Below are 24248 nucleotides of genomic sequence, written 5' to 3' on the forward strand. Positions count from 1 at the left end.
CAAGGATGATGCGCTTTGCGCGGCATGGCCCCGTCTGGCCGGGGCCGCCATGTCAGGGGTCGGCCTTGAGGAGATCCTGTTGAGGAGATCCGGTTGAGGAGATTCTGGGGAGGAGATCCGGGGCGGGGCCGCGAGGCGGGGCAGGCTGCGGCAAGCCCGCCAGTTTTCGGAGTGACTGGTTTCAAGGAATGGCGCCGCGCGCCGCGACGGCCCCGTAGCTCAGTGGATAGAGCACCGGCCTTCTAAGCCGATGGTCGCAGGTTCGAATCCTGCCGGGGTCGCCATTATTTCTGTTGTACGGCCCGTGTGCGGCCGGCAGACATGGGTAACGGACGGCCCCTGAGACAGGGGGCAGTCTTGCGCTTGCCCTGCGTCCTTCCGGGCGGCATCGCGAGCCCCGGCACCGGCAAGCTCCGGCACCGGCAAGCCCCGGCACCGGCGAGCCGAGAGCATACGGCGCGCGCGAGACACCGCAACCGCCGTGCCTCCCCGGTCCCGGATCGTCGGCCTTCGGCCTCGTCCGGGAAGACGCAAGGAGAGGGCAGAGCGGGCAACACCTGCCGGGGGTGCCAATGGGTCCCTGTATGTTCGGGCTGTGTCATGATGCTGGCGGGACGCAGGCCGTTGGGCCCCTGGTCGTTGTGAGACCGTGAGCCGGCGTTGGCCCCGCCGGCTCTCCGGCTGCGCCCGCGGCCGGGATGACGGCCAATGCAAAGGGTAGGCCTCGTATCCCTTTTGCCGTGACCTCGACCGCGCGCAAGCGCGGAGCCGGGGGGCTGACCGGCCGGTCGCGCGGTCGTGGTTCTGGCTCCGAGTTCGAAATGCCTTCCGAACTCTCGGCACACGACCCCGATGACCATGGCCTATCCCCACGCGTGTGGGGGAACCGCCTTCCCGCCACCGCCGTCTCCGGTGGGCCTATCCCCACGCGTGTGGGGGAACCTGGCGGCGCCTGCCGCCGAGCTGGAGCGTCTGGGGCCTATCCCCACGCGTGTGGGGGAACCGCCCCCCCCGGCTGTTTTCCGGGCCTTTGTCTGGGCCTATCCCCACGCGTGTGGGGGAACCGTAGAGTCCGTCGTATGCAAAGTAGATGGACAGGGCCTATCCCCACGCGTGTGGGGGAACCGTCCACCGTGCGCGAGACCAGTCGTGCCACCAGGGCCTATCCCCACGCGTGTGGGGGAACCATGCAGGCGGACAGCCGGTCCAACGGCTTCGAGGGCCTATCCCCACGCGTGTGGGGGAACCTGACCGGGACCTGTTGCGGGCCTGCCTTGCGGGGGCCTATCCCCACGCGTGTGGGGGAACCCGCTGACGGCTGCCCGGGACGCGCATGGGCTCGGGCCTATCCCCACGCGTGTGGGGGAACCGACAAGAGGGTCGTGTGATGAGCAACATCATCGGGCCTATCCCCACGCGTGTGGGGGAACCCGGCACGAGCCAGGTGTGCGGCCCTGGGTGGAGGGCCTATCCCCACGCGTGTGGGGGAACCCGACGGCCTTCGTGTCGGCGCGGTGCTCGAAGGGGCCTATCCCCACGCGTGTGGGGGAACCCATTGGACCATCAGGATCTGAAATCTCGGGTCGGGCCTATCCCCACGCGTGTGGGGGAACCCATCCGCCAGTTGCGGCTGGAGGTGGTCGGAGGGGCCTATCCCCACGCGTGTGGGGGAACCTAAGGTCGAGGATGACGGACCATACGTGGTCGAGGCCTATCCCCACGCGTGTGGGGGAACCCAGCCGTCGAAACCCGCGACCGGCGAGCAGGGGGGCCTATCCCCACGCGTGTGGGGGAACCGAGTGGTTAGGCGGTTGGCGCGGTTAGGGAGAGGGCCTATCCCCACGCGTGTGGGGGAACCTCATGGGAGACTCCTTTGGGTGAAACCGGCCTGGGCCTATCCCCACGCGTGTGGGGGAACCCCTTTGCGATAGCCTGCCGCACGACGGCAAGCGGGCCTATCCCCACGCGTGTGGGGGAACCATCAGCCCGGACGGCGCGCTGCCGTGCGCGCAAGGCCTATCCCCACGCGTGTGGGGGAACCGCCAATTGGCTGACGCGGTCATCGAGATCGGCGGGCCTATCCCCACGCGTGTGGGGGAACCCGAGGAGGTATTCGGCCTCAACTGCGTCTATGCGGCCTATCCCCACGCGTGTGGGGGAACCTCTATCTGGATCGCGGTGCCTGGCCGGACGGGGGGCCTATCCCCACGCGTGTGGGGGAACCTTCACGACTACGGGGGAGCCGACCAAGACGAAGGGCCTATCCCCACGCGTGTGGGGGAACCCAGGTGGTGGTGGACGAGCTGCAGCGGCTCGGGGGCCTATCCCCACGCGTGTGGGGGAACCCGTTCTTATGGCTGGCGCCACAGGTGAACATGGGGCCTATCCCCACGCGTGTGGGGGAACCGTCGAGCGCGTCATCAAGACTTTCCAGCATACGGGCCTATCCCCACGCGTGTGGGGGAACCCCGCCGCCCGCGCCCGCGAGAGCGCCAATGTCGGGCCTATCCCCACGCGTGTGGGGGAACCCGAAGTCGTACGACTTCTGACCGCTGTCGGTGGGGCCTATCCCCACGCGTGTGGGGGAACCCCTAGGGCCCAAGATGCTGATTCCTATCGACAATGTCAAAGAACAATGGAGGGTTCAGTCAAAACCCTTCATTTCCGGCAAGGGCCGGCGCACCAGCAGCATGGCGTCGTGCGGCACGATATCCTTCGGCGGTTCGCCGAGCGCCAGCAGGCCGAGGCCGCCATTGGCGGAGCTGTCCACCCATGTCATGACGATGCTGCCACGCCGCAACTGGCCGTGCCAGTCGCGCAGCACATCCCAGATCCGCGTGCGCACCCCCGCGCTCATGCGCGGATGGGCATAGACACCGGCCGACAGTTCCAGCATCGCCGAACCGAGAAACCCCCGGTAGCGCCCCTCGACATCGCGGGTGATCACAACCACCATCGGCATCAGGCGGGCGCCTCCGTGTCGTTCTCCTCGCCGGGGCCGATCAGCGACTTGATACGGTCGATCATCGAGGGAATGACCGAGCGCTGGCGAAACAGCAGCGCCGCACGCCGCCGGGTCAGCCGCTCGACCGCTTCGCCCGACTTGATCGCCTCGCGGGCGGCGCCGAAGGCGATGTCCAGCACCAGGTCGTGGCGGTAGAGGTCGGCGATGTCGAGCACGAAGGACTGGCCGGAGTCCTCGTGGATGAACCCGAGCTGCGGGATGGCGCCGAGACTGGCGACGGCGACCGAGGCGGCGGCGCGCATGGCGCTGGCCGCATGGTTGATGCCCTGATTGGGCAGGTCGCCGGAATTGGGATTGGCGCGGTCATAGTTGCGTCCCTTCCAGGGAACGCCGTGGCGTTCGGCGGCAAGCTGGTAGCTGCGCTTGATCCGCGCGCCTTCCTGCCCGCGCAGCACGTCGATGTCGCGGGTGCGGACGATCTCGCCGAAGCGGATGGCATACATGGCGCGGGCGACCTCCATCCGGGTACCGGGATCCGACCACAGGCGGGCCTGCTCGCGCGCCAGCGCCGAACTGTCGGGCATCAGGGGAGGGGCGGTGTAGAAACGCACGCCGCCTTCGCCGATGGCCGCCAGCGCACAGCCATGCCGCGCCAGCAGCCGCAGCGCATCGTGGGTGACGCTCGATCCGGGGCCGAGCAGGATGATGGACAGCGACTGGTGCGGGATCTGGTAGTCGCCGGCGGCAAGCTCGCCGCCGCCGGCGGTCAGGAAGCGCAGGCAGCCATCCTCGACCTCAAGCCGCCCCCGGTCCAGCCAGACGAGGCCATGCCGGTCGGCATGGGGGATGCGGGCCTTTTCAAGCCCCAGACGGCCGACCAGCACCGCTCACCTCCCGGCCGGCCTGAGCAGCAACATGCCGTAGCCATAGGCGGCATGGCGCCCGACCCCGGTGGCGAGCAGGCGGGCGAAGGCGGTCGGATCACCGATCCGCAACTCGCCATGGAACGTCGCGTCGGGACCTTCGGAAACGGACGAGCCGCGCCGCACCCGCCGCCGTTCGAAGCCGACGAGATGCGTGCCGTGCACGATCAGCTCCGCCGCGTCCTTCAGCCGGTGCGCGAGCCAGTCGCGATAGACCTCCTCGCGGCGCAGCGGGGGCTCCCCGTCCGCCGGCGGGCCGTCGGGATGACGGCGGATCGCATCGACCAGGAAGGCGTCGACCTCGGCTTTCGCCGCGAAGGGCTTGCCGTCCGTCGCGGGGCCGGCCTGGGCGAGAGGCTTCAGCAGCCGCCGCACCGGGCGCACCCGCAGGTCGAAGGCCAGGCGGTGGCCGGTCTTCCAGGCGTCGGGCATGGTCTTGACCGCCAGCCGGTCGATGGCGAAGGCGGCCAGCGCTTCCGGCGCTCCGACCGCCGCCGCCGTGTCGCGCAGGTCCTCGCCGCTCCTTGGCGTGTAGGCGTAGAGCGTCGCCGCCCGCCCGCCGGGCGAGACCATCAGGCGGAAGGGTTGCAGCGCCTTTGGTCCGAAGGTCTCGCCGAGCAGGTGGTGCAGGGCGCGGCCTTCGTCGTCGCCATGGCCGCGATGGGCGGCAAGGCGGCGCAGATCCCGCAGGTGGACCGGCAGGCTGACCATGTTGAGGGGCTGGCTCATGCCGCGGCTCCTTCCATCCGGATCCGGCCCTCGACGACCTTGCGCGCGCCGCCATGCAGGCCGGTGCGCCAGTTGCGCAGGTCGGGCAGTTCGACGATGCGCTCCACATCGGCGCCGTCGACGGGGCCCTCGCCGAGCGGCCACAGCGCCCGCATGGCATGGGGGAGGGCGCGCGCGTCCCCCTCGCCGACCGGCAGGCGGCACAGCGCCTCGAAGGCCGTCTCCGCCGCGACGAAGCAGGAGAACAGCCCGGCGGTGGGAAGGCAGGGCTTGCGGCCGATGAAGAGCGGCCGGGCCGGACGCTGCAGCGCGTCGGCAAGCGCGTCGAGGTCCGGCGTCTCGTCGGCCGGCTGCAGCCGAAGGACGATGCCGACGCGCGCATCCATGTGGAAATCGCGCTGGCGGCGATGCGGGGCGCCGTAGCTGGCGCCGTCGCGCCCTTCCGGAGCGCCGAACGTGGTCCAGCCTCTCTCGGTCTTCTCCAGCCGGGCGTTCTGCGTGTCGGTCAGCAGTCCGGCGGGGTTTTCCCGCTCGCGGCGGGCGGCGAAGACCAGGCGATCCTGGAGCGCCTGGTGTTGTTGCCAATCCGTCCGGCGCCAGCCGAGCGCATTGGCCAGCAGTCCGGTCAGCATCGAGGCGGCCGGAAAGTCGCGGGTGACGCCGACATGATCGATCCGCACGCCGCCGAAGGCGAGCAGAGGCGCTTCCAGCACAAGCGCGAGCCAGCGGTGGTCAGGCATCGGGAGCGGCCTCGACCCGGCCTGCCGCCCATTGCGCCAGATCCGCGAGCGACAGGCAGGCGAGCCCGCTGTCGGCCGGGCTTTCGAGCGGCGTGTCGACGGTGGAGAGATAGCGCCGCTGCTCGCCGGTCGCATACGCTCCGTCGATCTTCGCCAGGTGGGCGCTCAGCGCCGCGACGGCCGCGTCGGCATCATGCCGCAGGGCCTTGCGGAAGGCGGTGGCGAGCGAACGCGGCTGGCGGTCGCCGGCTTCCACCAGCATCAGGTCGGCGCGGCCGAAGGGGGCGGTGGAGCCGAGCTTGGCCCCCGGCGAGACCTCGGCGATCAGGTGCAGCAGGTTGTGCAGCACGCGCGCGGCCAGATCCCGGTCGCCACCGCAATTGCCGATCAGGCCCGGCAGATCGACCACCACATAGCCGTAGAACAGGCCGCAGGTGAGTTCGGTCTCCTGGATCGTGTCGGCGCCGCTGTCGTCCTCGTCGTGCTTGAGGTCGTCGACGGCGGTGAAATAATCGCCCTCCGCTTCCGCCGCGTGGACGGTGAAGGCATGGGCGACATAGACCGGCGCCTCGATATTGGCGGCCGGGTCGGACGTGACCATGCGGCCGAAAAGGGCGGCGGCGAGACCGCCGGGAACGGCGGTGTTCTCCGCCATCGCCTTGAAGTTCTTGTCCTTGACCCAGTCGGCGACGGCCTTCTCGGCGGCCTTGGCATCGGCCGAGGCGGCGGCGATCTCTTCCGCGCGGGCGGCGAGCCACTCGAGTTCCGGCTGGCCGAGCAGCAGCGTCTGGCGGCTCTTCTTGCCCTTGTCGGCGTTCTTGCCATAGACGAGCCGCTGGAACTCCGGCTCCAGCGCGTTGACGATCTCGTCCGGATAGCGGCCGCGCAGGGGCGCGATCACCTTCTCGGTGACCAGTTCGCGGGAGCGGAAGGACCCGACATAGCCGGCAAGGGTCTGCAGCGCATGCGGGTCGGTTTCCGCCATGCGCCAATGCCGCTTGAGGCATTGGGACGAGATGCGGGTGCGGTTGGTGCCGCCATAGGCGAGGCGCTTGGCCTGGCCGGTGTCGTCGCGGTTCAGCAGGGCAGCGGTGTAGGAATGCAGCGTGTGGATCTGCAGGAAGCGGGGCGCGGTCATCGGGCGGTGTCCTTGGCGTTGATGGCGGCCGCGTCGAGGCCGCGATAATAGGTTTCGGCGAGCTTTCGCAGGTCCCTGGGCGTATCGAACCAGACCAGGCGGGCGATGTCGGTGCAGTCGATGCCCGCGGCGGACGCGCCGCGCGCCGCAAGCAGGCGCACCAGGCGTTCGAGCGCGTCCGCCCGCCCGCCGCGCGGCAGGGCGAGGAACCGGGCGAGCCGGGCCTCGGAGAGGCCGGCCTTGTGCAGCGCCCGGCCAAGCGCATGCTCGGTCCCGGATTTGTGGAACGGTACGCGGGTGGCGCGCGCGCCCTTCGGCGCCAGCAGGGCGAGGAGACGCACCAGCCGCAGGTCGCGCGGCTCGCCCTGGAGGCCGCAGCCGACGGCGAGCTTCCAGAATTCCGGCTCGCCGGGGCCGTCCACCTCCATCCGGCGCAGGCGCGCGAGTTCGCCGGGATCGAGCCGCAGCATCGCGGCGGCGAGCTTGGCGACGGTGGCGGCGGGGCCGTCCGTCTCCCGGGCCGGTGCGGTTTCGGGGGGCGGTTGGGATGCGGGGTGGGCTGTCGGTTCAGGCGGCATCGCTGGCGGTCCTCCCTAGCGGGGCTTGCGGGAACAGCTCCGGCCACGCATCGCGCAGGGCGCGGGCGTAGAGCGCGCGGCGCGCCCGCGCCTCGGCGCGGTGGCGGTAGAGCGAGGGGCAGGGCATCGTCGGCAGGGCTTCGTCGAACAGCGCCCAGGCGTACTCCTTGAGCCGGGACGCGAAGGCGAGCTCCGCCGCGCGTCTCGCCTCGGCGTCGGCCTCCTCGGCCTCGAAACGCGCCCACAGGTGCTCAAAGAAGATGTTGTCGGCGAAGCGGGCGAGACTGTCGCGCGCCGGGCGGGCGAAAGCATAGGCATCGCGCCGGATCCGCTCCCGCTCGCCCCCGGCGGCGGCCAGCACCAGCGCATAGGCGAGCGCCTTGTCGAAGGCGGCGACCGCTTCCGCCTGGGCCTTGGCCATCCGGTGCAGTTCGTCGCGAGAGGGACCGAGGGCGATCGCGGCCTTGCCGGCAACCGGAACGAGGCGGGACCTGTAGCCTTCGGTCTTGGAATTGCCCCGCGCCAGCGCCATGGCGACGATGGTCACGCCGGGGCCGCCGGCGCTCCCTTCGGCACCGGCCGGACGGGCCAGCGGCGGCACGGCCCAGGTGCCGGAAAACAGCAGCTCCATCAGCGTGGTATAGTCGAAGTCGCCGCCGGCGAGGGTGAAGCTCTTGGCCTCCGTCTTGTGAACCGGCGCCCAGGGGTCGCCGACCGCGCCCTTGAGGGGCTTGGCGTCGATGCGGGCGGCGGCCGAGGTGCCCTTGACGCCGGCCAGCACGCCGTCCCGCAGGTGCAGGCGGACACGGCGGCAGACCTCGATGAACCAGATGTCGAGCTGCCGCGTGCGCAACTGCGCGCCCTCCGGCCAGGGCCGGGTCCAGGTCAGGCCGATGCCGCCCTGGTCCGGATAGTCGAGCGTGTGCCAGGCGGCGCGATTGCCCAGCAGCAGCCGGACGTCGCGGCGGATCCAGGCGCCGGGACGCGGCGCCATGTCCTTCGCCGAGGCGCCGCCGGCAAGGGGCGCCAGCGTCAGCAGCGCGCGCGAGGACGAACCGCCGTTCATCCGGGCGATGCCATGATTGCCGGCACCGCCATAGCCTTCGCCGGTCTGCAGCGCGACAAGCGCGAAGATCCAGTCTTCCGGGGCGCCCTGCCGGGCGATGGCCTGTTTCAGGTCGTGGTTGCGCGAGGTGATGAGCAGGTCGAGCGCGTCCGCCGTCGGCACGTCATTGGGGAGCTTCACCCCGTCCGGCACCGGCGGCTGCAGGAAGGCGGGCCGCGACCGGTCGTCGACGACGAGGCACCAGGGCTCGTCCTCGGGAAAATCTGGGGTGAGGCCGCGCAGCAGCTCGCGCCAGCCGTCCTCGCTCTCCGGCATGTCGGCGAGACCGGCCCGGTGCAGCGCCAGCGCGGCGAGCTGCACCAGGAACATGTGCCAGAACATCGCCTGATGCGGGCGTAGCGCGGGAAAGCCCGTCACCGCATCGCGGGCCAGCGCCGCGAGCGCGCCGGGCAGCGTCAGCGCGCCGCAAGGCTCGGCGGTGATCAGCGGACGGGAGAGGAGGTTTGTCGGGTCGTCGGTCATGTGGTCCTCGCAAGGCCAAACCGGCCATACAGGAACGCCCTGCCGCCGGCCTCGAAGCGGAGTGTGCCGTCTCCGGCGGGGGCCGGCCGCACCGGCTCGTCGGCGACGATGCCCTTGCTCCAGTGGGCGGGCAGGGTGATGCCGCCGATCATCCGGCCGAAGGGGCCGGGAACCGGCTCGGCGAAGCGGATCGATGCGCCCTCCGCCCCGAGCCGGGTGCGGATCTTTTCGTCCTGGTCGGGAAAGAGGCCGATCTCGCTGAACGGGTCGGTGACCCGAAGCGCGAGATGGCCGGCGCCGGCGGTGTCGGCGAGGTCGCGGCCATACTGGGTGTTCCAATAGGCGGCCCAGGCCGGGCCGAGCTCGTCGCTCAGCGCCTCGAGCCGCTCGTCATGGGTGGCGCTTTCCACCAGCAGGCGGTTCATTCGCGGGATCACCCAGAGCGGATGGTCGAGCACCAGCCGGCGGGTCAACTCGCAGGCATGCAGGTTGCGATAGACGCCGCCGCCGTCGCGGAAGCTGCCGAGGCCGTTCTCGAAGGCGGGGGCGACCAGATGAGCGAGCCCGCCGGCCGGGGAGAGCACGGCACAGCGCGGCGCCTCGAAGCCCGCCGGGCGGGCAAGCGCGTGCCGGTGCAGCCGGCCGATGCGCTGCAGCAGCACATCGGCCGGGCAGAGGTCGGTGACCAGCATGTCGGCGCAGATATCGAGGCTTTGCTCAAGGGTCTGGGTGCCGATGACGATGGCGCCGCCGGCGGGGCGGATGTCGGAGTTCGGCGAAAGGGCGGTCTCCACCGCGGTGTCGAGCAACTCGCGATCCTCGGGCGCGAAGCGGGAATGATGCAGCGCCGGGCCGCCCTCCACCTGCCACAGCAGGTCCCGGCCGTCCGCCGCGATCACGGCCTCGAGCGTTGCGACGGCGGCGGCGACGGTGTTGCGGATGACGAGGACTCTGGCGCCGCGCCGGGCGGCATCGAGGGCGATTTCGGCGGCCTGGTCCGCCTCCCAGGACGGGGCGAGCGTTATGGCGACGGATTTCGCCCGGCCGTCGCCCTCGACGGCGTGGGGCGTCTGCCGGTGTCTGCCCCAGAGAGCCGGATAGGGCGTGTCGGCGGCCTGCGCGAAGGGCGGCGGCCGCGTCCTGGCGCCGCCGAGCCAGCGGCTGCGCGCCGAGGCGCCGAGCGTCGCCGACATCAGCAGCGCATGGCCGCCGCGCCCAAGGTGGATGTCGAGCAGCAGCGACTGGATCGCCGACATGTAGGGGTCGGAGGCATGGACTTCATCGATCACGAGAAGGGATCGCGACAGGGCGGCGCCGCGCAGATGCGCGTGTTTCACCTGCAGCGCGGCGAGCATCACCTGGTCGACCGTGCCGATGGCGATCGGCGCGGCGAGATAGCGGCGGCCGCTCTCCGCCGCCCAGCGGGCGATCGCGGCCTGCTCGCCAGGATCGTCGTCCCACAGCACCTTGAATTCGGGCAGGGCCCGCCCCGTGGCGGTGCCGGCGGCGAGATAGCCGGGCACGGCGAGCACCGCCTGCGGGGCGCCGTCGCCGAACAGGCGCCGCATCGCCGCGTCGACGCGGCCATGGATCTGCTTGGCGGCGGCGCGGGTCGGCAGGGCGAAATAGAGACTGTCCACCTGCCCGGCGGCGAAGAGCCGGGCGAAGCGCCAGAGCGCGGCTTCGGTCTTGCCCGAGCCGGTCTCGGCTTCCAGGATGACCAGCGGATCGTCGAGCGGCCAGTCGGACAGGGCGGCCTGCGCCGGGCGGGGCGCGCCGTGCCGCGACAGGGCGGTGAAGATCCTGTCGGGCGCCGGCATCGCCATGCGCCAGGGCTCCGTCACCAGGCCGACCCCGGACAGCATGAGGCGGGCGCGGGCGCGCGCCGTCTCGATATAGTCAGGGTCGAGGTCTGCCTGAAAGGCGAACAGGCGCGCATCGGAGCCGAGCCAGTCGGCCAGGGACAGCAGGCCGCACAGGAGATGCTGAAAGTCCGGCGCATCGGGCAGGGGCGGCTGGCTGTCGCCCGCGAAGGCGGGGGCGAACCAGCGCCGCAGGCAGGCACCCATCTGCGCGCCGGCGGCCAGCGGATCGTAACCGCTGGCGGCCACCGGCTGCCAGTCCCGCGCCGCGCCGGACATGTCGAGGGCGAACGGCCGGCCGTGATGGGCAAGGACGGCGAGCAGGAGATCCGCCCCGACGCCCCAGTCCTGCAACTCGCCCAGGCAAAGGTGCTCCGCCATCCGGCCCTGGAAGGGCAGGTCCCTTGCCATGAAGATCGACGCGCCTTCGCGCAAGTGGCCGCGCAGGGCAGCATGCCAGATCCCTTGCGGCCAGCCCTTGGCCTGGAAGCCGGGATGCAGCTTGCCGCAGTCATGCAGGAAGGCCAGCACGGCAAGCCGGCTGAGATCGGTCTCGGTCAGTTTTCGCGCCGCGGCGCGCTCCAGCCGCGCCCGCACCACCGGCAGGCGGACCAGCAGGTCGAAACAGGCCGCAACGTCAGCGCAATGGTGCAAGAGATGGTGGCGAGCCCCGTCTTGCAGTTTGCCCCAGGGCTCGCCAAGGTCAGTGTCGGTTACTGGCATGAAACGCCTAATGGAAAAAATATCAATGCAACTTGGGAGGCAGAGTAGAGGCGTCTTCTCCCTTGCGTCAAGACAGAAGACCTGTCCTGAATTTCTGCCCGCCGGCCCAAGGGCCTATCCCCACGCGTGTGGGGGAACCCTCGCGGCCGCCCCGAAGGCAATGATGCTGTTGGATCTGTCCCCACGCGTGTGGGAGAATCATCTTAATTTCAAATGGCGCCGACCGGCCTTTATTCGACCGGCTCCAGACCGTCCGGCAGCGCGGCGTCGCGCAGCGTCTTCCATATGGGCCAGTCGACCGCGCGGGAGTATCGGGCCAACAGGTCGCGTCCGCGATTGGGATTGATGCCGATCGACCGCCACGCGGCGGCGTGGCCGAGGCCGCCGAGGCGCTGGGACAGGGTCTCCAGCAGGATGGCGACAAGATCCGTCGGCGGCGGCATGTCCGCGACGGTCAGCGCCATGATATCGCGCCGGATTTCCTTAGCGCCGGCCGCCGCCGGGTGATCGTCGTGCAATCCGGTCAGAGTGCCGGCGCGCAGGACGGCCAGCGCCGCGCCATTCATGATGGTCTTGCCATCCGGGCGGGATATGGCGCGGATGACAAGGGCTTGGGAAAGGTGGGTGAGGTGCATCAGATCAGTCCTTCGGATTTCAGTAAGCTTTTGACCATGTCCTGGATGCTGGAACTGCGCCTTGCGGCCTCCGCCTTTAGGTGTGCATGCTCGGCCTGTGTCATTTTGGCCGCCAGCGCCGAAATCTTGGGGGTGGCGGCGGGAGTCGGCCTATCCCCACGCGTGTGGGGGAACCATTATCCGGACGGCGGCGCCCCTGAGGGGCTGGGGCCTATCCCCACGCGTGTGGGGGAACCATCCACGACCCGATGTGGCGGGAAGTAAGGCAGGCCCTATCCCCACGCGTGTGGGGGAACCATGGCAGGACAGCGGGTCGATCGGCAGGGGCTGGGCCTATCCCCACGCGTGTGGGGGAACCACGATCGTGTTGACCCGGTTCTCGTTGAGGTAGGGCCTATCCCCACGCGTGTGGGGGAACCGATCCGGCGGCCCCGCCGGCGCCCGTGGGCGGAGGCCTATCCCCACGCGTGTGGGGGAACCGTCAGGACGTCGTCGCCCGCGACCTTGTAGATGGGCCTATCCCCACGCGTGTGGGGGAACCCGGATGTGTTCTGCGAGAGCTGGGCTGGCATGGGGCCTATCCCCACGCGTGTGGGGGAACCTGCAAACAGCGTGCGCGGCGCAAGGGCCTCGTGGGCCTATCCCCACGCGTGTGGGGGAACCGGCCGACAAAAAGCGTTTCTTCACTGAGCCCGGGGCCTATCCCCACGCGTGTGGGGGAACCAAAATGTCGCGAAGCTCGTCCTCCAGTATGCCGGGCCTATCCCCACGCGTGTGGGGGAACCCCGATAGGCGGCAGTAGGCAATTCACCCTTACGGGCCTATCCCCACGCGTGTGGGGGAACCCATTGGGTGCTCTTCGAGCAGGTGCCGGCGTGGGGCCTATCCCCACGCGTGTGGGGGAACCCAGGTTCAGGCCATCCAGGACCGCTACAACCCGGGCCTATCCCCACGCGTGTGGGGGAACCGCGCCGTCGCGAAAACCCACGCCGCCGGTGCCGGGCCTATCCCCACGCGTGTGGGGGAACCGAGAAGCGCTCATAGGCGACGAACTCTTCAGAGGGCCTATCCCCACGCGTGTGGGGGAACCCATCAGCAGCATGGAGACTTCCCACGGCTCCAGGGCCTATCCCCACGCGTGTGGGGGAACCTCTCGTCCGACCAGAGCAGGGGCAGGTATCTCGGGCCTATCCCCACGCGTGTGGGGGAACCGTTGGCGGGTTGGGTCAAGGGTAGTCTCCTCAGGGCCTATCCCCACGCGTGTGGGGGAACCTGGGAAGCTTGGATCAAGGCCATTTGGCCGATGGGCCTATCCCCACGCGTGTGGGGGAACCGGCCGGCAGCTCGACGGCGTCGAGCACAACGGGGGCCTATCCCCACGCGTGTGGGGGAACCTTCTCGGTCTGCACCACATCGGCGAACTTGGCGGGCCTATCCCCACGCGTGTGGGGGAACCATGATGTCCGGCTACATCAACGGCCGCCTGATGGGCCTATCCCCACGCGTGTGGGGGAACCTTATCGACACCGGAGGCCATCATGGTGTTTCCGGGCCTATCCCCACGCGTGTGGGGGAACCAGGCGCGCCTTGCCGAAGGGCATCGCATCCCTGGGCCTATCCCCACGCGTGTGGGGGAACCTCTATCCTCTTTAGCTGTTCGGGCATGGTCCCGGGCCTATCCCCACGCGTGTGGGGGAACCGCCACCCGCGCCTCGGGGATGTCGAGAGCCAGGGGCCTATCCCCACGCGTGTGGGGGAACCTCAAAGGGTCCGGACGCTCGTCCTGGTCCTCGGGGCCTATCCCCACGCGTGTGGGGGAACCGCTTGCCGGCGATGTCGATGACGCCATCGTCTGGGCCTATCCCCACGCGTGTGGGGGAACCACCGTCACCCTGGAGAACGCGCTGGATGACGGGGGCCTATCCCCACGCGTGTGGGGGAACCCGATAGGCGTCCCGGCCGAGGGTCTTCATCACGGGCCTATCCCCACGCGTGTGGGGGAACCGGCAAGCGGCCTCAAACCCTTATCCTCGCCGAGGGCCTATCCCCACGCGTGTGGGGGAACCCGCCATGGCTGCTACTCCTACTGAAAGCGGGTGGGCCTATCCCCACGCGTGTGGGGGAACCGTTCAGGTTTTCTCGCCGCGCAACATGTCGAAGGGCCTATCCCCACGCGTGTGGGGGAACCGCGAGCGGCCGCGATTGGCACGAGAATCTCAAGGGCCTATCCCCACGCGTGTGGGGGAACCCGGTCGGCGACCAGATCAGCGGCAAGTATGAGGGGCCTATCCCCACGCGTGTGGGGGAACCCGCTCTTGAGGAGGTGTCCTGATGCCCGCGCCGGGCCTATCCCCACGCGTGTGGGGGAACCCATGACCTTCGCGGCCTTCGGCCTCTTACCGAGGGCCTATCCCCACGCGTGTGGGGGAACCCCTAGGGCCCAAGAGGTTGACTTTCCTCGACAGTGTCAAAGAACACCGGGTGGCCGGTTTGAAAAGCGAGGGGCAGGCCCCGCGCGCGGCAAGTCTATCGGCGGGCTCCGGCCGGGGTCAAGCTGGCCGCGTGCCGTGCCAGTGCCGGTACGTCCCGCGCGCGTCAGAACTCCAGCAGGGCGTTATCGATCACCTCCTTCATCACGAAGAAGGTCCGGGTCTGGCGGGTACCGGGCAGGGCGATCAGCTTGTCGCCGTGCAGGCGGTTGAAGTCGGCCATGTCGCGCACGCGGATCTTCAGCATGTAGTCGAAATCGCCGGCGACCAGATGGCAGTCGAGCACGAAGGCGAGCTTGCGCACCGCCGCCTCGAATTCGCTGAAGCTCTCCGGCGTCGAGCGGTCCAGCACCACGCCGACCAGCACCAAGGAGCCGCGCTCGACCTTCTCCGGGGCGATCATCGCGCGCACGCCGCGGATATAGCCTTCGGCGAACAGCCGCTGGGTGCGCCGGTGACAGGTGGCCGGCGAGGTGTTGGTGCGCTGCGCCAGTTCCGCATTGGTCAGCCGGCCGTCCTCCTGCAGCAGCTTGAGGATCTTCAGGTCGGTGCGGTCGAGGCGACCGGTCGTGGAAGGATCTTTCATTTTATGTCTCTTAATCGAAAACTTGCAGAGGATAACTGCGTTTTCATGCGGTCTGAATGGATGTTCAGGCTTTGAATTAGAGAGCACATTTCACGGCTTCGTTGCTAGCTTTTTCGCCGGTTCCACAAGGCCCGCAACGGGCCATCACTGGCGAGGACAGGCATGCTCGGGAAATTCGAACGCTATCCGCTCACCTTCGGTCCCACTCCAATCGAGAAGCTGGAGCGGCTGAGCCAGCATCTGGGCGGCAAGGTCGAGATCCATGCCAAGCGCGAGGACTGCAACTCGGGCCTCGCCTTCGGCGGCAACAAGCTGCGCAAGCTGGAATATATCGTGCCGGACGCCATCGCCAGCGGTGCCGATACGCTGGTTTCGATCGGCGGCGTGCAGTCCAACCACACCCGCATGGTGGCGGCGGTGGCGGCCAAGATCGGCTTCAAGTGCCGCCTGGTGCAGGAAAGCTGGGTGCCGCATGAGGACGCGGTCTATGACCGGGTCGGCAACATCATGCTGAGCCGCATCATGGGCGCCGACGTGCAACTGGTCGACGAGGGCTTCGACATCGGCATCCGCCGGAGCTGGGAAGAGGCGATTGCCGAGGTCGAGGCCTCGGGGGGCAAGCCCTACGCCATCCCCGCCGGCGCTTCGGTGCACAAGTATGGCGGCCTTGGCTATGTCGGCTTTGCCGAGGAAGTGCGGGCGCAGGAGGAGGCGCTCGGCTACAGGTTCGACTATATCGTCGTGTGCACGGTGACCGGCTCCACCCATGCCGGCATGCTGGTCGGCTTCGCCAAGGACGGGCGCGCGCGCAACGTCATCGGCATCGACGCCTCGGCAACCCCAGAACAGACCCGGGGCCAGGTCTTCGAGATCGCCTCGCGCACGGCGGAACTGGTCGAACTCGGCCGGCCGATCGAGAAGGACGACGTGGTGCTGGTGGAGGACTATGCCTATCCGATCTACGGCGTGCCGTCGGACGAGACCAAGGAGGCGATCCGCCTGTGCGCGCGCCTGGAAGGCATGATCACCGACCCGGTCTACGAGGGCAAGTCGATGCAGGGCATGATCGACCTGGTCAAGAAGGGCTATTTCCCGGAAGGCTCCAAGGTGCTCTACGCGCATCTGGGCGGCGCCCCGGCGCTGAACGGCTACGGCTACACATTCCGTAATGGCTGATTGGCCGCAACGGCTGATTGGCCGCAACGGCTGATGGGCCGCAACGGCTGAGCGGTCGCAACGGTTGAGCGGCCATAACGGCGAACAATGGACGGGCGCGGGACGAGGGTTCCGCGCCCGTGCGCGTGTCCGGGCGCCGAGCGGGGCCTGCGAGACGGGGCGGGAGAGGGGCCGGGTCAGGTGCGCTCGGATCAGGCCTGGCCGATGCCGGAGAGATAGCTGACGAGGTCGGTCTCGGAGGTGGTCGGGCGGCCGAACAGATAGCCCTGGGCGAGATCGCAGCCATAGTGGCGCAGGAACGCGAGCTGCTCGCGGGTCTCGATCCCTTCGGCGACGACGTCCATGCCGAGCGACTTGGCGAGGCTGATCACCGTGCGCACGATCACCGCGTCGTCGGCATCGGTCTCGATGTCGCGGACGAAGGACTGGTCGATCTTCAGCCGGTCGACGCGGATGCGCTTGAGATGGGCGAGCGAGGCATAGCCGGTGCCGAAATCGTCGAGCGCGATGCGGGTGCCGAGCCGGCGCAACTCGCGCAGGGTCAGCGCGATCCGCTCGGCGGAGCGGCCGAGAATGACCGTTTCCGTCACCTCGATCTCCAGCCGCTGAGGCGGAAAGCCGTAGTCGCGCAGGGCGGCGGCGATGCTGGCGGCGAAGTCCGGCTCGCGAAGCTGGGCGGCCGAGACATTGACCGAGATGGTGCCGGGGTCGATGCCGGTGTCGGCGAGCCGGCGCGCCAGGCTCAGCGTGCGGGTGAGCAGCAGCCGGCCGAGCGGCACGGCAAGGCCGGTCTCCTCGGCCAGCGGAATGAATTCGGCCGGCGAGATCGCCTGTCCGTCCAGCGTCCAGCGGGCCAGCGCCTCGAAGCCCTTGTGACGGCCGCTGCCGGCCTCGACGATGGGCTGGAAGGCGACGCGCAGCGTGTCGGCGACGATCGCCCCGCGCAGCGCCTCGGCCAGGCTCTGGCGGCGTTCGCGCACCGCGCTCAGCGCCCGGGAAAAGACCACATGGGTCTGGCGCCCGGCGGCCTTGGCCTCGAACAGGGCGATGTCGGCGTGTTTCAGCAGGGTGTTGGGCGTGTCGCCGTCGCGCGGGAACAGCGCGACGCCCATGGAGACGGTGGTGGACAGGTCCCGCCCGTCGATATGGACATTCTGGGACAGGCGCGCGTCGATGCGGGCGATGGTGTCGAGCACGGCCTGCTCGCCGGAGATCCGCGGCAGCACCACGACGAATTCGTCGCCGCCGATCCGCGCGACGACGTCGTCGCGCCCGGCGCTTTCGGTCAGCCGCTCGGCGGTGGCGCGCAGGAAGATGTCGCCGGCATCGTGGCCGAGCGTGTCGTTGATGTCCTTGAAATGGTCGAGATCGATCAGGATCAGCGCGCCGCCGGCGCGATCGGCAAGGCGCTGGCGCAGGGCCGTTTCGAGGCGGCGGCGCAGCAGGGTGCGGTTGGCAAGGCCGGTGAGCTCGTCGCGCTCGGCAAGCCGGCGGATCTCCTCGTCCTTCCTGCGCTGCTCGGTGACGTCGAGAATGACGGAGTGCCAGACCGTGTCGCCATTCGCCTCGCGATGCGGCAGGCCGCGCCCCTCCAGCCACTTGAAGCGGCCGGACGGCGTGGTCAGGCGCCAGATATAGTGCCAGGGCTTGAGGCTGCGCGCCGAGTCCACCACAGAGGCCCGCATCGGCGGCACGTCGTCGGGATGGATCATGTTCCAGATCGGCGTCGGGTCGGTGTTGATCACCTCCGCCGGGAGCTCCCAGATGCCGATGCAGCCCGGCGTCATGTCGAAGATCTGGTGGGTGCCGTCGGTGCGCAGGCGATAGCGGAAGATCGCGCCGGGGATGTTCTCGGTCAGCGCCCGGAAGCGGGCCTCGCTGGCCTGCAGGTCGGCATAGGCCTGGATCTGCGCGGTGATGTCGGTGACGGTGATGTTCCAGGCATCGCCCGGCAGGTCCGGGCGGGGAAGGCCGCGGCCGACCACCCATTTCTCGGAGCCTTCGGTGCGGATGCGGAAGGTCGCCGACCACTCCGTCCGGCCTTTCCCGGCCTCGCGCAGCCGGTCGTGGAGATGGGGCAGGTCCTCGGGGTGGATGCGGCGCCACAGGCGGCGCGGGCACTTGCCGATCTCCGGCAGGGACAGGCCCCACAGGGCTTCGCTGCTCTCGCTGAGATAGTCGATCTGGAACCCGCGCGAGGGGGTGCGCGACAGGCGCATGATGGCCACGGGCAGGAGATTGGTCAGCATCAACCGTGCCGCCGGGTTGTCGAGCGCTGGCGCTTGCGCGCTGCTGCGCTCATTGGATCCCGGTTTCGCCGATGTACTCGTCACGACTTCCGTCCGGCTCTCTCGCTGACATTCACCGGCCGTCACCGATCGGCGGATACCGACCGGCGGACGCCGACCTGACCTGTCGATGGTGCGGCGAACGGTTGCAGCCGCCAGCGCGCCACGGCCCCTCCGATGCGCGCCTGACGAGTGTAAGTCCATTATACGCATAATGAAAATTGATAATTCTGCCGCCGGGCCCGCTGATTTGGTTTTTGGTATACGCGCGTCTTACGCTGCACTTGCGCTCGCAAATTGCAAATCTCGCGCTGCGCGAGCCGGTGGACAGGCGGCCGCAGCACGCGGCTTGCGATTGCCCTGCGCCGTTGGCCAGCGCATGATCGGCGCATGATCGCGGACGGACTTCTGGCGCTCGGCGGGGTCGGGCTGTTCCTCACAGGCATGGTGATTCTGACCGACGGGCTGCGGGCGCTGGCCGGCGGCTCGCTGCGGCGCACGCTCGCCCGCATGACCGACAGCCCGGCCAGCGGCGTGCTGGCGGGTGCCGGCTGCACCGCCGTGCTGCAGTCGTCGAGCGCCACCACGGTCACCGCGGTCGGCTTCGTCGGCGCCGGCCTGATGAGTTTTCCGCAGGCGCTCGGCATCGTGCTCGGCGCCAATATCGGCACCACCGCCAAGGGCTGGGTGGTGGCGCTGGTCGGCTTCAAGCTGGATCTCGGCATGGTGGCCCTGCCGCTGCTGTTGGCCGGCGCCCTGCTGCGGCTGCTGGGGCGGGGACGGATGGCGCAGGCGGGCTGGGCGCTCACCGGCTTCAGCCTGCTGTTCCTCGGCGTCGACGCGCTGAAGGACGGGCTCGCCGCGTTCCAGGGCGTGGTGACGCCGGAGAGTTTTCCCGGCGACACGCTGTTCGGCCGGCTGCAACTGGTCGGCATCGGCATCCTGGTGACGCTGATCACCCAGTCGTCGAGCGCCGGCGTGGTGATGGCGCTGGCGGCGCTCGCCGCCGGGTCGATCTCGCTGCCGCAGGCGGCGGCGCTGGTGATCGGCATGGACATCGGCACCACCGCGACGGCGCTGCTCGCCTCGCTCGGCGGCTCGGTGGCGATGCGGCGCACGGGCGTTGCCCATGTGGTCTACAACCTGATGACGGCGACGCTCGCCTTCGCGCTGCTGACGCCGTTCTCGATGCTGGCGGCACGGGGCGGCGGCGGGGCGGGCGATGCGCAACTGGCGCTGGTCGCCTTCCACACCGGGTTCAACATCGTCGGGGTGCTGGTGATCCTGCCCTTCGCCGGGACGTTCGCGAGGGTCATCGAATGGATGGTGCCGGACCGTCAGCCGCTGGCCGCCGGGCGGCTCGATCCGGCGCTGCTGGCCGAACCGGCGGCAGCGCTCGATGCGGCCGGGGTGAGCGCGCGCGAGCTTGCCGCCGGCCTCTTCGTGGTGGTGGCGGACAAGCTGGAGGCGGACGAGCCGGACGACGGCAACGGTCGGCTGGACGAGGTTGCGGCGGGCATTTCCGCCCTGCGGACCTATGTCGACGGGCTGCGCACCGACCGGGGCGACCGGGCGGCGCATTCGCGCAACCTGTCGCTGCGCCACGCGCTCGACCATCTGTCGCGGCTGTCGGCGCGGGCGGCGGAGGACCGCCGCATCGCCGGGCTGCACGACGACGCGCGCCTCGGCCGGCGGACGCACCTTTTGGCCGGTCTGGCGCGGCTGGCGGCGGGCCAGCTTTCGGACATGAGCAAGGTGGGCGCGCAGGGCGGCGGGGAGAGCGGCCGGCTGCCGGCGGAGGCGCGGCTCGCCCGGTTCCAGCACACCTTGCGCAAGCAGAGCGACCGGCTGCGCGCCGGGGCGATCGATGCCGCCGCGGCGCGCGAGATCGACGCGGAAACCGCGCTGGCCCGCCTCGACGGGCAGAGATGGCTGGCACGAGTCGCCCATCACCAGTGGCGGATCGTGCGCCATCTCTCCCGCGTGTGAGGCCGAGGGCCGGCCGCGAGGCTGGCGGCTGCCTACCAGCTCACGCCTTCGTCGGCGTAGAACGGGAACGGGCCGCGATGGCTCTCGACATAGGCCAGGTGGCTGACGACGCCGCTGTCTTGCGTGTGGCGGTGCAGGAAGAAGGCCGGCGGCTCCATGACGAACTGGCCTTCGCCCCGGTCGGCGAGGTCGAGAACCACCTGATGGGCGGTGCTCGGGCACAGGGTCATGATGGTGTTGCCGACAGCGGCGACGATGGTGCGATGGACATGGCCGCACATCACGCGCTGAACATGGGAATGCCGGGAGATCACCTCGGCGAAGGCATCGGAATCGGTGAGGCCGATCCTGTCCATATGGCCGATGCCGGTGCGTGCCGGCGGGTGGTGCAGGGCGATGAGCGTCGGCCGGTCGCTGGCGGAGAGCGCCTGATCGAGCCAGACGAGCTGCGCCTCGCCGAGCGTGCCGTGGGGCGCGCCGGGCACGGCGCTGTCGAGCGCGACCAGGCGCACATCGCCGATATCGACGGCATAGTGCATCTTGCCGTTCTCGCCCTCGTTGATCGGGCCAACACCGATCAGCGTCTCGCGCATCATCGCGGTCGAATCATGGTTGCCGGGCAGCACATAGACCGGCGCCTTGATGCGGGAGATCAGCCGCTGTACGCCGGCATATTCGCGCAGGTCCGGGCCGTCGGCGAGATCGCCGGTGATCACCACGGCGTCGGGTTGCGGGTCGAGCGCGTTCAGCGCCTCGACGGCGCGGCGGGCGAGCATGTTGGTTTCGCTGACGCGGTAGCAGGCCAGTCCGCTCGGGCGCACATGCAGGTCGGTGATCTGGGCGATCAGGGTCATCAAGGTCTCCGTGAGGCAGTCGGGATGCGGGGGACGCGCTCGTCCGATTTAACGGATGTCCTGCGTCCGCGCGAGAGGAAGAGGAATGCGGCGGGATGCCGTGCGCGTGGACGGTTTCCCTTTTGCCCGCGCTCCTGTAGGAAACGCGCGAGAGGGCAACGCGGCCGCACGCCAGGCGGCTCTAGCAGGCGATCTTGACATGACGGATACACCGGCCGGTCAATCCACAGATACTCCGACGCGCAATCCGGGGACGCCGGAGGGCGCGTTCACGGGCATGTTCGCCGGCACCTTCACCGGGCGCTTCTCCGGCGCCGGCGGGCGCTGGCTGCGCCGGCTCGGCCATCGCGGCCTGGCGCCGCTGGCGCTGCTGCTGCTGTCGCTGGTAGTCTTCCTGCCCGGCCTTGTGCAGGTGCCGCCGCTCGACCGCGACGAGCCGCGCTTTGCCCAGGCTTCCAAGCAGATGCTGGAGAGCCGCGACTTCGTCGACATCCGCTTCCAGGAGGAGGCGCGGCACAAGAAGCCGGTCGGCATCTACTGGCTGCAATCGGCGGCCGTGGAGATCAGCGGGCTCGGCACCAACGCGCCGATCTGGGTCTATCGGCTGCCCTCGCAGCTCGGCGCGGTGCTGGCGGTGCTGCTGACCTACTGGTGCACCCGCGCCTTTGCCGGGCCGGTGATCTCGCTGTTCGCCGGGGCGCTGACGGCGGCGACGCTGCTGCTGGGGGTCGAGGCGCGACTGGCCAAGACCGACGCGATGCTGCTGGCGACGATCCTGGCCGCGCAAGGGGCGCTGGCGCGGATCTGGCTGGACCGGGCGGGCGGCTGGCACAGGGGCCAGGCGGCGATCTTCTGGGCGTCGATGGCGCTGTCGGTGCTGGTCAAGGGGCCGGTCGGGCCGCTGGTCTCGGGCCTGACCCTCGTCGCGCTCTGCCTCGTCGGGCGCGAGGTCCGCTGGCTGAAGCGGCTTTATCCGCTGCCGGGCCTTGCCCTGTTCGTGCTGCTGGTGCTGCCGTGGTTCATCGCCATCGCGCTGCAGTCGGGCGGCGCCTTCTTCGCCGAGGCGGTGGGCAAGGACTTCCTGGCCAAGGTCGGCTCGGGCCAGGAGAGCCACGGCGCGCCGCCGTTGACCCATCTGGCCGCCGCGCTCGCCACCTTCTGGCCGCTGCCGGCCTTCACGCTGCTGGCGCTGCCGATGCTGGCGGGCCTGCGGCGCGCCCCGGCGGTGGTGTTCCTGCTGTGCTGGATCGTGCCGTCCTGGCTGGTCTTCGAACTGACCGCGACCAAGCTGCCGCATTACACGCTGCCGCTGCTGCCGGCCATCGCGATCTTGACGGCGCTGCTGCTGTCGCGCCTCGACGAGGCGGGCGAGGTGCCCGGCAAAGCCTGGCGGATCGGCGCGGCGGCGCTGTTCATCATCCCGGTCGCCGGCGTCGCCGTGGCCAGTCTCGCGCTGGCGCCGCTGCTCGGCGTCTGGCCGTCGCCGCCGGGGGTGGTGATCGCGCTGATCGCGCTGGTGCCGGGGCTGGCGGCGATGCGCCACCTGGCGCGCGGGGCGGCCGTGGCGGCGCTGCCCTCGGCGCTGGGTGCGGCGATCCTCGTCATCATCGCCGCCTGGGGCTTCATCCTGCCGGGCCTGTCGCCGATCTGGATCAGCCCGCGGCTGGCCGAGACGGTGCGCGAGATCGCCGACTGCGACGCCCCGCAGGTGACCAATGTCGGCTTCAACGAGCCGAGCTACATCTTCCTGCAAGGCACCGACACGCTGCCGGCCTCCGTCAAGGACGCCGCCGGCTTCCTGATCGCGGGGCGCGGGGCGGCGGAGCGCGGCGAGCGCTGCCGGGTGGCGGTGGTCGAGGGGCGCGAGGAGCGCAATTTCCTCGACGCGATGGCCGAGCAGGGCTTTGCCGGTGCCGAGCCGGCGATCCGGCTGCAGGGCTTCAACATCAATGGCGGCAAGCGGCTCGACTTCGGCATCTACCGCGCCGCGGACCTGTCCCAATGACGGAGACACACATGCAGGACCGGTCGGGGCTGGCGCCGGGCGAGACGGGACCTTCCGGAGAGACGGGGCCTGTCGAGCAGGCGGGCGCGTGGGCGCTGCGCCACTTGCGGCGGATGAAGGGCAATGCGCTGCGGGTGCGGGCGATCCTGCGCGGACGGTCGCAGCGCGCCGCCGGGGCGCGGCGGGCGCTGCGGCCCGGACACCGGCCGCAGGACGTGCTGGCGGTGATGCTGCTGACCGTCGGCATCGCCGCGATCGCCCTCGACATTCCGACCTATCCCTGGCTGCGGTCGCTGCCGGATGAGTACAAGCAGGCCTTCTCCGCCATCACCGATCTCGGCAAGGGCCACTGGATCCTGTGGACGACGGGGCTCTACTGCCTGCTGACGCTGGCGCTCGACTGGGACCGGCTGCGCTTCCGGGTGCGCGCGGCGCTGGCCCTCGTGTGGACCCATGCGGCCTTCATCTTCTCCGTGGTGGCGGCGAGCGGCATCGCCGTGCTGCTGCTGAAATGGCTTCTCGGCCGGGCCCGCCCGAAGCTGTATGAAGAGGTCGGGCCGGTGTATTTCGACGTGCTGTCGTTCAAGGGCGCCTATACCAGCTTTCCCTCCGGCCATTCGACGACGGTCGCCGCCTTCGCCACGGCGCTGGCGCTGATCTTCCCGGCCTATCGCTGGCTGATCGCGGTCTGCGCCTTCTGGATCGCCTTCAGCCGCATCATGGTCGGCGCGCATTATCCGAGCGACGTGATCGCCGGAACCCTGCTCGGCCTGACCATCGCGCTGGCGATGGGGCGCTGGATGGCGCGCCGGCGTCTCGGCTTCCATTTCGACGAGCACGGCGCGATCGAGCCGATCGCCGGACGGCGGAGCGCCGGGCTGGCGCTGGCGGGGCTGTGGCAGGGGGTGACCGGCCGGCGCGGCTGGCGCCGGGCGGTGCCGGCGCCGATCCTTTCCGAGACCCGCAAAGAGGCGGACTGA

The 24248-nt window shown here is 69.9% G+C and carries 16 protein-coding genes, 1 tRNA gene and 2 CRISPR repeat arrays; of the genes, 5 read left to right on the forward strand and 12 right to left on the reverse strand.

Features of this window, described 5'->3' with window-relative positions:
* The first annotated feature begins 208 nt into the window (after positions 1-208).
* Positions 209-284 (forward strand) — tRNA-Arg (locus tag TSB10GB4_RS06230).
* Between the two features lie 575 nt (positions 285-859).
* A CRISPR array of direct repeats spans positions 860-2590; the repeat unit is 28 nt; unit sequence GGCCTATCCCCACGCGTGTGGGGGAACC.
* 54 nt (positions 2591-2644) lie between these two features.
* Here the strand turns inward: TSB10GB4_RS06230 and cas2e are convergent.
* From cas2e to TSB10GB4_RS06280, 10 genes are all read right to left on the reverse strand, one after another.
* Entirely contained in the window at positions 2645-2962 is a 318-nt protein-coding gene (cas2e, locus tag TSB10GB4_RS06235; RefSeq protein ID WP_186389325.1) for a type I-E CRISPR-associated endoribonuclease Cas2e, read from the reverse strand.
* Positions 2962-3849, reverse strand: coding sequence for a type I-E CRISPR-associated endonuclease Cas1e (gene cas1e, locus TSB10GB4_RS06240; protein ID WP_186395013.1), 888 nt, complete (start codon positions 3847-3849; stop codon positions 2962-2964). The genes cas2e and cas1e overlap by 1 nt, the downstream gene beginning before the upstream one ends.
* 3 nt (positions 3850-3852) lie before the next feature.
* A complete protein-coding gene (locus TSB10GB4_RS06245; RefSeq protein ID WP_186395014.1) occupies positions 3853-4617 on the reverse strand; it encodes a type I-E CRISPR-associated protein Cas6/Cse3/CasE in 765 nt (254 codons plus the stop codon).
* Positions 4614-5357 (reverse strand): type I-E CRISPR-associated protein Cas5/CasD, encoded by a 744-nt coding sequence (gene cas5e, locus TSB10GB4_RS06250; RefSeq protein ID WP_186395015.1) that lies wholly within the window; start codon positions 5355-5357, stop codon positions 4614-4616. The genes TSB10GB4_RS06245 and cas5e overlap by 4 nt, the downstream gene beginning before the upstream one ends.
* Positions 5350-6495: a type I-E CRISPR-associated protein Cas7/Cse4/CasC gene (gene cas7e / locus TSB10GB4_RS06255; RefSeq protein WP_186395016.1), complete on the reverse strand. Its 1146-nt coding sequence runs from the start codon at positions 6493-6495 to the stop codon at positions 5350-5352. Before cas7e ends, cas5e begins: the two co-directional genes overlap by 8 nt.
* The gene (locus tag TSB10GB4_RS06260; protein ID WP_186395017.1) at positions 6492-7073 is read right to left on the reverse strand and encodes a hypothetical protein; all 582 of its coding nucleotides are present in this window, start codon (positions 7071-7073) and stop codon (positions 6492-6494) included. Before TSB10GB4_RS06260 ends, cas7e begins: the two co-directional genes overlap by 4 nt.
* The gene (locus tag TSB10GB4_RS06265; protein ID WP_186395018.1) at positions 7063-8661 is read right to left on the reverse strand and encodes a CRISPR-associated protein Cse1; all 1599 of its coding nucleotides are present in this window, start codon (positions 8659-8661) and stop codon (positions 7063-7065) included. The genes TSB10GB4_RS06260 and TSB10GB4_RS06265 overlap by 11 nt, the downstream gene beginning before the upstream one ends.
* A complete protein-coding gene (gene cas3, locus TSB10GB4_RS06270) occupies positions 8658-11246 on the reverse strand; it encodes a CRISPR-associated helicase Cas3' (protein ID WP_186395019.1) in 2589 nt (862 codons plus the stop codon). Before cas3 ends, TSB10GB4_RS06265 begins: the two co-directional genes overlap by 4 nt.
* Positions 11247-11476: 230 nt before the next feature.
* A complete protein-coding gene (locus TSB10GB4_RS06275; protein WP_186395020.1) occupies positions 11477-11881 on the reverse strand; it encodes a hypothetical protein in 405 nt (134 codons plus the stop codon).
* A 146-nt stretch (positions 11882-12027) separates the two neighbouring features.
* Positions 12028-14313: direct repeats of the CRISPR family, unit length 28 nt; unit sequence GGCCTATCCCCACGCGTGTGGGGGAACC.
* 163 nt (positions 14314-14476) lie between these two features.
* Complete coding sequence (locus tag TSB10GB4_RS06280) at positions 14477-14956, reverse strand: Lrp/AsnC family transcriptional regulator (protein WP_186395021.1); 480 nt, start codon at positions 14954-14956, stop codon at positions 14477-14479.
* A 162-nt stretch (positions 14957-15118) separates the two neighbouring features.
* Here TSB10GB4_RS06280 and TSB10GB4_RS06285 point away from each other — a divergent pair, with 162 nt between their 5' ends.
* Positions 15119-16132 (forward strand): 1-aminocyclopropane-1-carboxylate deaminase, encoded by a 1014-nt coding sequence (locus TSB10GB4_RS06285; protein ID WP_186395022.1) that lies wholly within the window; start codon positions 15119-15121, stop codon positions 16130-16132.
* Between the two features lie 191 nt (positions 16133-16323).
* On the opposite strand, the gene TSB10GB4_RS06290 is transcribed toward TSB10GB4_RS06285, so the two are convergent.
* Entirely contained in the window at positions 16324-18465 is a 2142-nt protein-coding gene (locus tag TSB10GB4_RS06290; protein WP_186395023.1) for a bifunctional diguanylate cyclase/phosphodiesterase, read from the reverse strand.
* Between the two features lie 345 nt (positions 18466-18810).
* Here TSB10GB4_RS06290 and TSB10GB4_RS06295 point away from each other — a divergent pair, with 345 nt between their 5' ends.
* Positions 18811-20409 (forward strand): Na/Pi cotransporter family protein, encoded by a 1599-nt coding sequence (locus TSB10GB4_RS06295; RefSeq protein ID WP_186395024.1) that lies wholly within the window; start codon positions 18811-18813, stop codon positions 20407-20409.
* A gap of 32 nt (positions 20410-20441) precedes the next feature.
* Here the strand turns inward: TSB10GB4_RS06295 and TSB10GB4_RS06300 are convergent, their stop codons facing one another.
* Complete coding sequence (locus tag TSB10GB4_RS06300) at positions 20442-21263, reverse strand: phosphodiesterase (protein WP_186395025.1); 822 nt, start codon at positions 21261-21263, stop codon at positions 20442-20444.
* Positions 21264-21462: 199 nt separating this feature from the next.
* Between TSB10GB4_RS06300 and TSB10GB4_RS06305 the strand changes: the two genes are divergently transcribed.
* Both TSB10GB4_RS06305 and TSB10GB4_RS06310 read left to right on the forward strand, forming a co-directional pair.
* Positions 21463-23268, forward strand: a complete 1806-nt coding sequence (locus tag TSB10GB4_RS06305; protein ID WP_186395026.1) for a glycosyltransferase family 39 protein — start codon at positions 21463-21465, stop codon at positions 23266-23268.
* Complete coding sequence (locus TSB10GB4_RS06310; RefSeq protein ID WP_208984504.1) at positions 23265-24248, forward strand: phosphatase PAP2 family protein; 984 nt, start codon at positions 23265-23267, stop codon at positions 24246-24248. Before TSB10GB4_RS06305 ends, TSB10GB4_RS06310 begins: the two co-directional genes overlap by 4 nt.

Origin of the sequence: Stappia sp. TSB10GB4, from assembly GCF_900185745.1 — a bacterium.
GTDB lineage: Bacteria > Pseudomonadota > Alphaproteobacteria > Rhizobiales > Stappiaceae > Stappia.